Origin of the sequence: Streptomyces armeniacus (assembly GCF_003355155.1) — a bacterium.
Classification (GTDB): Bacteria; Actinomycetota; Actinomycetes; order Streptomycetales; family Streptomycetaceae; genus Streptomyces; species Streptomyces armeniacus.
On the sequence record NZ_CP031320.1, the window covers coordinates 3,676,613 to 3,688,942 of the forward strand.

Annotated in this window: 8 protein-coding genes; 5 read left to right on the plus strand and 3 right to left on the minus strand. The window is 72.4% G+C overall.

All coding sequences use genetic code 11. The features are described 5' to 3' along the window. The first annotated feature begins 328 nt into the window (after positions 1-328). Entirely contained in the window at positions 329-1,375 is a 1,047-nt protein-coding gene (locus tag DVA86_RS15865) for a hypothetical protein (RefSeq protein ID WP_208879099.1), read from the plus strand. Positions 1,376-1,578: 203 nt separating this feature from the next. Here the strand turns inward: DVA86_RS15865 and DVA86_RS15870 are convergent, their stop codons facing one another. After that, positions 1,579-2,766, minus strand: a complete 1,188-nt coding sequence (locus DVA86_RS15870; protein ID WP_208879101.1) for a zinc metalloprotease — start codon at positions 2,764-2,766, stop codon at positions 1,579-1,581. Between the two features lie 194 nt (positions 2,767-2,960). Between DVA86_RS15870 and DVA86_RS15875 the strand changes: the two genes are divergently transcribed. Next, positions 2,961-4,295 (plus strand): M14 family zinc carboxypeptidase, encoded by a 1,335-nt coding sequence (locus tag DVA86_RS15875; RefSeq protein WP_208879103.1) that lies wholly within the window; start codon positions 2,961-2,963, stop codon positions 4,293-4,295. An 84-nt stretch (positions 4,296-4,379) separates the two neighbouring features. On the opposite strand, the gene typA is transcribed toward DVA86_RS15875, so the two are convergent. Further along, the gene (typA, locus tag DVA86_RS15880) at positions 4,380-6,251 is read right to left on the minus strand and encodes a translational GTPase TypA (protein WP_208879105.1); all 1,872 of its coding nucleotides are present in this window, start codon (positions 6,249-6,251) and stop codon (positions 4,380-4,382) included. Between the two features lie 161 nt (positions 6,252-6,412). Then, positions 6,413-8,695 (minus strand): ABC transporter family substrate-binding protein, encoded by a 2,283-nt coding sequence (locus DVA86_RS15885; RefSeq protein ID WP_208879106.1) that lies wholly within the window; start codon positions 8,693-8,695, stop codon positions 6,413-6,415. Between the two features lie 399 nt (positions 8,696-9,094). Between DVA86_RS15885 and DVA86_RS15890 the strand changes: the two genes are divergently transcribed. The 3 genes from DVA86_RS15890 (at position 9,095) to DVA86_RS15900 (ending at position 12,292) form a co-directional block, all read left to right on the plus strand. Beyond that, entirely contained in the window at positions 9,095-9,382 is a 288-nt protein-coding gene (locus DVA86_RS15890; RefSeq protein ID WP_208879108.1) for a hypothetical protein, read from the plus strand. Between the two features lie 75 nt (positions 9,383-9,457). Next, positions 9,458-10,318 carry a hypothetical protein gene (locus tag DVA86_RS15895; RefSeq protein ID WP_208879110.1) on the plus strand — a complete coding sequence of 287 codons (861 nt, stop codon included), beginning with the start codon at positions 9,458-9,460 and terminating at the stop codon, positions 10,316-10,318. 30 nt (positions 10,319-10,348) lie between these two features. Continuing rightward, complete coding sequence (locus tag DVA86_RS15900; protein ID WP_208879111.1) at positions 10,349-12,292, plus strand: fumarate reductase/succinate dehydrogenase flavoprotein subunit; 1,944 nt, start codon at positions 10,349-10,351, stop codon at positions 12,290-12,292. Positions 12,293-12,330: the final 38 nt, after the last annotated feature.

Sequence of the window (12,330 nt, forward strand, 5' to 3'; positions counted from 1 at the left end):
CGGCACCCAAGTAGGGGACATAAGCGGACATTTATTCGGCAAGCGCCTTAACGCACTTGCAACACAGTCGACGTGACACCGATATACGGACGTTGGACTCTGAACTCCGTACGGGGAAGACCTGCCACATCCCGGATTCGCAACCTTCGCCCGGGGGGCTTGCTGGAGCGCGTGTGACGCGTGTAGACCTAGGGTAGACCCTGCGGCGCCGGGGTAGGGCTTGAAGGGCCGGAGAAGACGGCGGCCCGAGAGCCCGGAGCCGGCCGCGAGTCCGGCTGCGAGTCCAGCTGGGTTCCCGCCAACGGGCCGGACATGGGGGGCAGTACGGATGGGCCAGGGCCTTACTCTCGCGCGCGGCGCACGCGTCTTCGGCGCGGTCGCCCTGCTGCTGCTCGCCGTCATCAGCCTCGGCTGGATCATCCGGGACTTCAACGAGGCCGGTGAGATCTCCGACGTCTGGTGGATGTGGGCGGGCATGGCCACCCGTGCCGAGAGCGGCCTGTGGGCCAGCTCCCCGTTCGACCCCGTCCTGCTCGTCGTCTACGTGGTCGCCGCGGCCGTGACCATACGGTCGTCCTCCGCGGCCGGCATCCTCACCGCCACGGGCGTGCTGACCGTGGCCGTACGGCTGCCCAGCCTGTGGAACCTCAACGCCGACTGGATGCAGGGCGTCGACGAGGACCTCAAGTCGAAGGCGCTGTTCAGCGCCATCGGCGCGGTGACCCTCGGTGTCGCGCTCGTCATCGTCGCGATCGCGGGGCGCCGCCCCGCCGACGGCGGCGGTGCCGGCGGTTACGGCGGCGGCTACGGCTTCGCGCCGGTCAGCGACCCCGCCCAGGAGGCGCCCGGCAGACCCGCACCCGGTCCCGCCATGACCGCGTTCCTGCTGCTGGGCGCGTGCGCGGCCGCCCTGATCGCCTGGGAGATCGACGACTGGAACCGGCAGGACTGGGACTCGTACGAGCAGACCCTGACCGGTGAGCGCACCCTGCTCTCGCTGCTGTCCCCGCCCGGCGCGTGGGTGGCCTGGGCGGTGGCGCTCCTGGCCCTCGCCGGTGCCGTGGCCGCCGCGAGCCGGGCCACGTTCGCCCGCCCGCTCGGGCTGGTGACGGGCGGCGTGCTGCTGGGCACGAGCGTGCTGTTCGTCTCGCTGATCGTGAAGCAGGAGATGCTCCAGCACTTCGGCGACCTGGAGACGCGCGGCCAGCTCTCCGTCGTCACCTACTTCTTCACCGGCTTCGCCTCCCTGGCCGTCCTGATCGCCCTGGCCCAGCGCGCCCAGCCGGCACCCGTGTACGGCGGACCGCCGCCGTACGCGGCCGGCGGTCACGACCCGTACGGGCCACCGCCTCCGGCACCTCCGCCGGGCTGGTGAGGCGGGCGGCCCGGACACCGCCGCTCGGTTCATGGCACGGCTCCTCCGCTGGCAGCGAGTGCTGGCAGACCCGGTTCTGACACGGCACCAGGTAACACCATTCGTAGGATTTACGGCCTCTTCCGCGCGCCGGGACGCGCCGGAACCGCCCGTATGCCGGAGCCGGACCCGTATCCGTACCGCCCCGTGTCCGTACGGCGCGGTCAGCGCTGCCGCCGGCCCCGCCACCAGGTCCGGGCCCAGAGCAGATGCGCCCCGCCCAGGACCGCCAGGACCACCGCGCCGTCCGCGTTCTCCGGGCCGGAGTGCGCCGGTCCGAGGCGGCCGGCGGCCTGGAGCAGCAGGGCCGCGTCGGCCGGGACCGTCACCGTGGCCAGCACCGCCAGACACAGCGCGGTACCGGTCACGAGGACGGCGCTGTAGAGCCGTACCGCCCGCCGCTCCCGTGGGGGCAGCCGCCGGCTCGGGTCGGGGCGTGCCGCGGGGCGGCGGAGGACCGCGTCGTACGCGCGGCGCGCCACGTATTTCGCGTACGCGAACCCGTCGCCGTAGAGGTCGCGGCAGCCGGTGAGATCCTGCAGCACGAAGTACACGTCGGTCCGCATGAAGACCATCAGCTGGAACGGCAGCGGCAGCACCGCGAGCAACACGCCCGCCGCCAGCACCTGGTGCGCGGTGGCGCCGGGCGCGGTCACCGTGAGGAGCAGTACGGCCGTCGCCGCGACGGCGAGGTTGACGGCGATGCCCGCGAGGTAGGCCGTCAACCGGTGCCGCCGGCCGGCGAGTTCGATGCCGCTGATGTCCGTCTGCAGCACCAGGAACTGCAGTCGCGTGCCCAGCCGCATCCGCGCGGGCACCCCGACCGCGCGCGCCGTCGCGAGGTGCGCGCACTCGTGCAGGAACAGCAGCACCCAGCCCACCACGCAGCCGACGCCCAGCACGAGGCTGCCGTACGGGCTCCACAGCAGGCTGCGGTAGGAGGGTACGAGCTCGGGCCACCGGCACAGCACCGCGAGCGCGGCCAGCACCAGGACCCCGACCAGCGCGGGCAGCAGCGGGCTCAGCGTCCAGCGGACGTGGTGCGGACGCAGCCGGGGAAAGGTGGGCGGAGCGGGCGCGGGCTGCCGTACGGGCCGCCCGTCGATCTCCGCGACGAAGCCGAGCGCCGTCAACTCCCCCACGAACGCGGCCACATCGACGTCCGGCAGCCGCGCCGCCGCCTCCGGCACCGGCAGCCCCTCCTCCAGCAGCCGGAGCACCCGGACGCCCTCGGCGGGCATGGCGACGAAGTCGCCCGTCTCGAGCCGCCCGACGATCCACTCGCCGCGGTCCTCGCGCATGGCCAGCGGGTGCAGCCGTACCCGGCCCCCGGCCTGGCCGCGCCCGGTCACGCCGCCCCCGTACGGGTGCCGCACCGCGGGCGCGCCCGTGGCTCCCCTCGCGGTGTCCGCACGGCGCGCACTGGGGACCAGCTCCCTCCGGTGGTGTGAAGCCGCCGTTGACACTGTTGTCGTCACGTGGCGTACTGACAAGGCCACAATGAGGCAGCACCGCCACCATCCGCCGAGGGGCCCGGAAGGGGATCGTGGACGGCACGGGGGAAACGTTCGGGAACGTCTTCGGCACGGTCGAGGAACTGGGTTCACGGGCACGGGAGCTGGCCCTGCGCCGGCCGGACCGGTGCGCCGTACGGCAGGTGGGCACGTCCCGGCTCGGCGCGCCGCTGGTGCTGCTGACCGTCGGGCACGGCCCTCGCGACGTGCTGGTGGTCGCCGGCGCGCACGCCAACGAACCGGTCGGCGGCGTCACCGCCCTCGAACTGGCCCGCCGGCTGTCCGCGGGCCCGCAGCCGCCCGAACGGGCGGGCGCGCGCTGGCACTTCCTCCTCTGCCTGGACCCGGACGGCGCGCGCCGCAACGAGGGCTGGCTCCGCGGCCCGTACAACGACCTCGCCCGCTACCACCGCCACTCCTTCCGCCCGCACTTCGCCGGGCAGCCGGAGTGGCTGCCGGCGCCGGGGACACCGGCGCTGCCGGAGACGCGGGCGCTGCTGGACCTGCTGGACGAGCTCCGGCCGGTGCTCCAGTGCTCGCTGCACGGTGTGGACATCGGTGGCAGCTGGGTGCAGCTCACCCGCGAAGTGCCGGGGCTGGCCGGGCCGTTGGCCGCGTCGGCGGCGGCCCGCGGGATACCGCTGGAGCTGGGGCCGTTCGACGCGTTCTACTGGCCGAGCCGCGAGCGCGGCGTGTTCCTCATGCCCGGCCCGGACGGCCGTGAACGGCACGGCGTGCTGCCGGACGACAACGCGCACTCGCACTCCACCTGGTTCCATCCGCACGGGCACGGCACGGTGACGGCGGTGATAGAGGTGCCGATGTGGGCCGACGACCGGGTCGCGGACGAGGGCACCGCGTACGAGCGGACGCTGCACGGCATCAGCGCGCGGCTGCGCGACCAGTCAGCCGAACTGGCCGCGCTGCTGGCGTCCGTACGGCCCGTACTGCCCGCCCGCAGCCCGCTGCTGGAGCCGCTCGACGAGTACCTCACCCACGCGGACGGCATCGCCGACCTGTGGGACCCGGACGTGGCGAGGGACAGCCGCGGCAGGGACCTGCCTCCGCTGCCGCCGCTGAACACGGCGCGGCTGGCCTCACTCGACATCGCGGGCCAGCGGGTCACGCTGCGCGCCGCGGGCCTGCTGTGCCAGCTGCTGGACGGCGGCGACGGGCCCGGCCCGGCGCGGGACACCGTACGGCGGCTGGTCGCGGACTGGTGCGGACCGTACGCGGCACGGGTGCGGCCGGTGCCGGTCGCCGCGCAGGTGGCCCACCAGGCGGACACGGTCCTGGCGGTCTTCGACCGCCTGGCACCCCACGCCGTTCCGCCACCTCAAGCCCGTTCGGCGATTGAGGACGCCTGAACGCCGGTGGCCACCGGCCCGCACTCCGCACACGGCGGGCAAGTGCCCCCGTACGGTACGAGATCCGGCCAGGCGAGCACCCCGTCAGCGCTTGGCGCGCGACGCCGCCCGTCCCCGCTCCCGCTGGTCGAGCACGACCTTGCGGATGCGGACCGTCTCCGGGGTCACCTCGATGCACTCGTCCTCGCGGCAGAACTCCAGCGACTGCTCCAGCGAGAGCTTCCGCGGCGGCACCAGGTTCTCCGTGGTGTCGGCGGCGGCCGCGCGCATGTTGGTCATCTTCTTTTCCTTGGTGATGTTCACGTCCATGTCGTCGGAACGCGAGTTCTCACCCACCAGCATGCCCTCGTAGACCTGCGTGCCCGGCTCGATGAAGATCGTGCCGCGCTCCTGGAGGTTCATCATGGCGAACGGGGTCGCCTGCCCGGCCCGGTCCGCGACCAGCGAGCCGCTGTTGCGCGTGCGCAGCTCGCCGAACCACGGCTCGTGCCCCTCCGAGATGGAGTGCGCGATGCCGGTGCCGCGGGTGTCCGTCAGGAACTCCGTACGGAAGCCGATCAGGCCGCGGGACGGCACGATCCACTCCATCCGGACCCAGCCCGAACCGTGGTTGACCATCGTCTCCATACGGCCCTTGCGCGACGCCATCAGCTGCGTGATCGCGCCCAGGTGCTCCTCGGGCGAGTCGATGGTCATCCGCTCGATCGGCTCGTACAGCTTGCCGTCGATCTCGCGCGTGACGACCTCCGGCTTGCCGACGGTCAGCTCGAAGCCCTCGCGGCGCATCGTCTCGACGAGGATCGCCAGGGCCAGCTCGCCGCGGCCCTGCACCTCCCAGGCGTCCGGGCGCTCGGTGGGCAGGACGCGCAGCGAGACGTTGCCGACGAGCTCCTTGTCGAGCCGGTCCTTCACCATGCGGGCGGTGACCTTGTGGCCCTTGCCGCCCTTGCCGACGAGCGGCGAGGTGTTCGTACCGATGGTCATGGAGATCGCCGGCTCGTCCACCGTGATGAGCGGCAGCGCGACCGGGTTCTCGGCGTCGGCCAGGGTCTCGCCGATCATGATCTCGGGGATGCCCGCCACCGCGCAGATGTCGCCGGGCCCGGCCTGCTCCGCGGGCTTGCGGGTGAGCGCCTCGGTCATCAGCAGCTCGGTGAGGCGCACGCTCTGCACGCTGCCGTCGCGCCGCATCCAGGCGACGGTCTGCCCCTTCTTCAGGGTGCCGTTCTTCACGCGGCACAGCGCGATGCGGCCGAGGAAGTTGTCCGCGTCGAGGTTGGTGACGTGCGCCTGGAGCGGCGCCTCCTCCTCGTACACCGGCGCGGGCACGGTCTCCAGGAGGGTGGTGAAGAACGGCTCGAGGCTGTCGCTGTCCCGCGGCACCGTGCCGTCCTCGGGCTGCGTCAGCGAGGCGATGCCGTCGCGCGCACACGCGTAGACGATCGGGAACTCGATCTGCTCCTCGTCCGCGTCCAGGTCGAGGAACAGGTCGTACGTGTCGTCCACGACGGTCGCGATACGCGAGTCGGAACGGTCCGTCTTGTTGATGCAGAGGATCACCGGAAGCCGTGCCTCCAGCGCCTTGCGGAGCACGAACCGGGTCTGCGGCAGCGGGCCCTCGGAGGCATCCACGAGCAGCACCACCGCGTCGACCATCGACAGCCCGCGCTCGACCTCGCCGCCGAAGTCGGCGTGGCCGGGGGTGTCGATGATGTTGATGACGACCGGCTCGCCGCCGCCCTTCGGGTGGTACCGGACGGCGGTGTTCTTCGCGAGGATGGTGATGCCCTTCTCGCGCTCCAGGTCGCTGGAGTCCATCATCCGGTCGTCGACCGACTCCAGCTGGTGTGCCGCGAAGGCGCCCGCCTGCTTGAGCATGGCGTCCACCAGGGTCGTCTTGCCGTGGTCGACGTGGGCGACGATGGCGACGTTACGGATGTCGTTGCGCGTGGGCATGCGAGGGCGCTTCTCCCGGTTGGGTGGATGGCGGCGCGACCGGTGCGGTACGCGCGCCCGCCGGGCTCATCTCTTGTGTGTGCGCCGCGGCCAGTACACCCATCGTACGGGCCCGGAGCGGCGGGGGCCGCCCCGGGCCCGGGCCGCCGGGGGCGGAGCGGCTACTTCCGGTAGCCGATGTCCTGGTAGCGCGGGGTCTCGAAGCCGAACGCGCCGGCGTTGACGATCTTCGTCCTGGCGGCGACGAGCTGCGGTCGCTGGTAGAGGGGTACGGAGCCGGCCGCCGCCCAGATCCGGGCGTCCGCGCTGTGCAGCAGATCCTGCCGCTCCCCGTCGTCCAGCTCGGCCGCGGCCTCCTCGAAAAGCTGGTCGATCCGGTCGGTGCCGACGCGCGTGTAGTTCTGCTCGACTGTCAGCGTGCCGTCCTGCGCGGGCGTGGGCTTGGCGAAGATGGGCTCGGCGTCGGTGGCGGGATAGGCGCTGGCGGGCCAGGTGTAGAGGGCCAGGTCGTAGTCGCCGGAGGCGATGTGGTCCCGGAAGTAGCTCTCGTCCTTGATCTTCTCGATCTCGGTACGGATGCCGACCGTGTTGAGCGTGCGGGCGATCCGCTGCCCGCTGCGCTGGATCGACTCCGAGCCGGGGCCGGCGGGGAGCACGAAGCGGAGGGAGAGCGGCTGCCCCTTCCGGACCCGTACGGCCGACGCGCGCCCGTCCGTCAGCAGCCGCATCTCGTCGGCTCGCGCCCTGGCGTTCCCGGCGTCCTTCTTCGCCTCGCGCGCGCGGCGCTCCCGCTTCTCGGAGTCGCTGTCCCGCGCCGCCCGGTCCGCCTCGCGGGCGAGCTGCGCGAGCAGCCCGGCGCGCTGGGCGGCGGCGTCGGGGGCGAGGCTGAGCGGGCCGCTCTGGATACGGGCGGCCTCGGCCTTGGTGACGGGCGCGGCGAGGCTGTCGCGGTCGCCGTCCCCACCGCGGTCACCGCGGGGCGCGCGGTCGTCGGTCTTGGCGTCCGCCTCGGTGTCCTCATCCTTGTTCCGGTCCGGCCCGGTGACAGTGGCGCCCTTCCAGCCCGCGTCGGCCAGCAGCGCCTGCGCGGACTCCACGTCCCGGCCGCCGAGCGCGTCGCTGTTGTCGTGGTAGCCGTGCTGGTCGCGCATCCGCAGATGGCTGCCGAGCGGCTGGGCGGGCAGCCCGGCCCGGCCCAGCGCCTCCCTGGCCAGCGCCTCGCGGTCGATGGTCCGGGCGACGGCGCGGCGTACGCGGTGGTCGGCGAGCGGCCCGTTGGCGCCGTTCAGCGCAAGCTGCGTGTACGCGGGGTCGAGGGCCCGGCGTACGGCGTACTCGCGCAGGTGGCGGCGGGGCTCGGCGGCGTCGCCGTTCTTGTCGTCCTCCGTCGCGCCGTCCGCGTCCGGCACGGCGACCATGCCCGCACGCGGCCGGTACACCGTGTCCACGGGGCCGCCGGCGGGCGCGCCGTCCACCGACTCGCGCCCCTCCCCCGCGGCCTCCGGGCTCCCCGTACGGCCCGAGTCGGCGTCCCCTTTGTGGGCGCCCCCGGACCTGGCGGCGGCGATGCGCTTGGCGACGGCCGTGTCGACCTCCGCGAGGTCCAGCTCCCCCGCCGCGAGCGCCTCCTGGCGCTCGCCCTGCGGAACGGCGCGCAGCAGGATCCGGTCGAGCTTGGCCCTCGGCCCCCACCACTCCGGGTTCCGTACGAGCGTCGCGGTCTTGTCCTTGCTTTCGGCGCCGCCGGTCTTCCGGGCCTGGAAGGGGCCGCCGGAGACGGGGAGCCCGGTGCGCGCCCCCTCGTTGAACGCCTCGGGCCGCTCCATCACCGACTTCGGATAGAGGGGTGTGAACAGAGACTGCCACTCGGCGTACGGCTTCCCGAAGGTGACCTTGACCTGGCGCGGCTCGGGGCCCTTCTCGACCTTCCTGATCCGCTCGTAGCCGGCGTTGCGCGCCGCCCAGAACGCGCTGTTCCTGCCGTTCAGCGCCTTCCACTGGGCCTTGAAGTCGGCCACCCCGATGGCCCGCCCGTCGCTCCAGCGCGCCTTCTCGGCGAGGGTGTAGACGACGGTCTGGCGGGGCTCGCGCTGCGTGATCTCGGCGCTCCGGAGGTACGCCTCGTTGCGCTGCGGCCGCGCCCGGCTGTCCAGCGTGAACAGCTGCGGGAGCGTGGCGGCCGCGATGCGGCTGGTGGCCTTGTTGGCGTCGGGCTGGAACACGTTGAGCGTCGTCGGCGGCTCGTCGACCGCCCACCGGAGGGTGCCGCCCTCGGCGACGCGTTCGCGTGCGGCGGACGGTACGTCCCGTGCCGCGCCGCTCCTCCCCTTCGGGTCCTCGCCGCCGTCCGAGGTGCAGCCGGCGAGCGGTGGCAGCAGCAGTACGGCGGTGAGTACGGCGGCACAGCGCCGGGCGGCGGTGTCGATGGCGGGCACGGCTGGCATCGCTCAAACCTCCGGGGCCTGCCGCACGCCCCGCCTCCGGACGTCGCGTACGACGGTCACCTTCGGTGGCTTTTGCGGCTCATCACATATATCGCTCGACGGCCCCACTGAAGGTGACGCGGCCCCGTACGGCACGGCGACACGGCGCTGCCCCGCCGCCACGCCACCCGTGCGGCGGAGCACGCGGCGCGCGCGGACCCCGTACGCGCCCCCGCGCCGTATCCCCGCTCCGGCGCCCGGGGCGCGTCAGTGGCCGGCCCGCGACCGACACCCGCGGGGGGAACATACGCACTCCGTTGGGGGAAACCCGTGCAGCGCCCTTCACAAGGGGGGTGTGACCAGGAACACTCGCATGCGCGTGAGCCGATTCGGCCGCCAGCCCGCGGAGGTACGCAGAACATGTCACTGCAGGACGAACTGACCACCGTCCAGCGCTGTCTGGACGAACTCACACGAAGCGTGAGCCGCCTCGAACAGCAGGTCGGCAGCGGACTGGAGGTACGACGCGTACGCAGCGACACCGAGCATCTTCGGGAGTCGCTCGCGCTGCTCCGTGCCTCCGCACCGGACCAACCCGCCACGCAGCGCCCCGAGATGGTCACCATCCCGGACACGCCGTACGACAGCGCTCTGTGGGCGGACGCGGAGGACGAGGGGCTGGGGGCGAAGGACCGGCACGCGCCCTGACGACCGGTTTCCCGGGAGCGTCACCTCCCGTGCGCCGACCGACACCCCCTGTCCCTTTCCCCGACGGAGTCACTCTTGGCCACCGGAACAACACAACCCACCGGGTCTTCGGGCCCGGACAGCCCTGAGCCCCGCCCCGCGCCCGGCGGCGTCCGTGACGCCGCCGGGCGCGCCGCCATCCCGGAGGCGCATCTGCGCGTCGACCGGTGGTGGCTGGCGCCGGCGGCGACCGCGCTGGGGCTGCTCGCCTTCGTCGTGTACTCGACGTGGCGGGCGTTCGCGAACGCGGACTACTACGACGCGCCGTACGTCTCCCCGTTCTACTCGCCCTGCCTCGCGGACAACTGCGAGCCCATGAAGGGCGGCCCCAACTGGGAGATCTTCGGCGGCTGGTGGGGCCTGTCGCCCGCGCTGATCATCCTGATCTTCCCGCTGGGCTTCCGGCTCACCTGCTACTACTACCGCAAGGCCTACTACCGCGGCTTCTGGGCCTCGCCGCCCGCCTGCGCGGTGGCCGAACCCCACAAGAAGTACACCGGCGAGACGCGTTTCCCGCTGATCCTGCAGAACCTGCACCGGTACTTCTTCTACGCCGCCCTGCTGGTCGCGGTGATCCTCAGCTACGACACCCTGCTCGCCTTCCGCAACGCGGACTACGAGTGGGGCCACATGGGCCTCGGCACCCTGGTGTTCCTGGCCAACATCGCGCTGATCTGGGCGTACACCCTCTCCTGCCACTCGTGCAGGCACATCATCGGCGGACGGCTGCGGCACTTCTCCAAGCACCCGGTGCGATACCGCATGTGGGGCTGGGTCGGGAAGCTCAACGAGCGGCACATGCTGCTCGCCTGGGCCTCGCTGATCAGCGTGGGGCTCGCCGACTTCTATGTGTACCTGCTGGCCACCGGGGCGTTCGACGACCCGCGGTTCTTCTGAGGCCAAAGACGTGAGAGGGATCGACAAGAAATGACGCAAGTCGAACGCCAGCAGTGGGACGTCGTGATCGTGGGGGCGGGCGGCGCCGGGCTGCGCGCCGCCATCGAGGCACGCGAGCAGGGCCTGCGTACCGCGGTCATCTGCAAGTCCCTCTTCGGCAAGGCGCACACGGTGATGGCCGAGGGCGGCATCGCCGCCAGCATGGGCAACGTCAACGAGGGCGACAACTGGCAGGTGCACTTCCGCGACACGATGCGCGGCGGCAAGTTCCTGAACCACTGGCGGATGGCCGAGCTGCACGCCAAGGAGGCGCCGGATCGGGTCTGGGAGCTGGAGACCTGGGGCGCGCTCTTCGACCGTACGAAGGACGGGAAGATCTCCCAGCGGAACTTCGGCGGCCACGAGTACCCGCGGCTCGCCCACGTCGGCGACCGTACGGGGCTGGAGCTGATCCGCACCCTGCAGCAGAAGATCGTCGCGCTGCAGCAGGAGGACTTCAAGGAGACGGGCGACTACGAGGCGCGCCTCAAGGTCTTCCAGGAGTGCACCGTCACCCGCGTCCTCAAGGACCCGGACGGCGACAAGGTCTCGGGCGTCTTCTGCTACGAGCGCGAGACCGGCCGGTTCTTCGTCGTCGAGTCGCCCTCGGTGGTGCTGGCGACGGGCGGCATCGGGAAGTCGTTCAAGGTGACCTCCAACTCCTGGGAGTACACCGGGGACGGGCACGCGCTGGCGCTGCTCGCCGGGGCGTCGCTGATCAATATGGAGTTCGTGCAGTTCCACCCGACGGGCATGGTCTGGCCGCCCTCGGTGAAGGGCATCCTCGTCACCGAGTCGGTGCGCGGCGACGGCGGAGTGCTCCGCAACTCCGAGGGCAAGCGCTTCATGTTCGACTACGTGCCGGACGTGTTCAAGGAGAAGTACGCCGAGTCCGAGCAGGAGGCGGACGGCTGGTACGAGGACCCCGAGAAGCACCGCCGCCCGCCCGAGCTGCTCCCCCGCGACGAGGTGGCGCGGGCCATCAACTCCGAGGTCAAGGCCGGCCGCGGCACCCCGCACGGCGGGGTGTACCTGGACGTGTCGACGCGGATGTCCGCCGAGGTGATCAAGCGGCGGCTGCCGTCCATGCACCACCAGTTCAAGGAGCTGGCGGACGTGGACATCACCGCGCAGCCCATGGAGGTCGGTCCGACCTGCCACTACGTGATGGGCGGCGTCGACGTCGACCCGGACACGGGTGAAGCCCTGGGCGTCCCCGGGCTGTTCGCCGCGGGCGAGGTCTCCGGTGGCATGCACGGCTCGAACCGGCTGGGCGGCAACTCCCTGTCCGACCTGCTGGTGTTCGGCCGCCGCGCCGGGCTGTACGCGGCGCGGCACGCGGAGTCGTTCCCGGCGGGCGAACGCCCGCTGGTGGAGGACGCGGAGATCGACAGGGCCGCGGCCGAGGCACTGCGCCCGTTCACCCCGGAGGAGGTGGCGGAGGGCGAGACGCCGGAGAACCCGTACACCATCCACCAGCAACTCCAGCAGGCCATGAACGACCTCGTCGGCATCATCCGGCGCGAGGACGAGATGGCCCGCGCCCTGGAGCGGCTGGCGGAGCTGCGCGCTCGCGCGAAGCACGCCGGGGTGGAGGGGCACCGGCAGTTCAACCCCGGCTGGCACCTGGCCATCGACCTGCGCAACATGCTGCTGGTCAGCGAGTGCGTGGCGCGTGCCGCGCTGAACCGTACGGAGTCGCGCGGCGGCCACACCCGGGACGACTACCCGGACATGGACCGCGAGTGGCGGCGCGCCAACCTCGTCTGCACGCTCACCGACTCGGGCGGGGCGGGGGCCGGTGGCGCCGCGGGGACCGGCCAGATCTCGCTGCGCCGCCGCGAGACGCCGCCGATCCGCGCGGACCTGCTGGAGCTCTTCGAGAAGGAGGAGCTGATCAAGTATCTGACGGACGAGGAGCTGACGGCGGAGTGAGCACGAGCAGCGCAGGCAACAGCACGGCGGACGGCGGC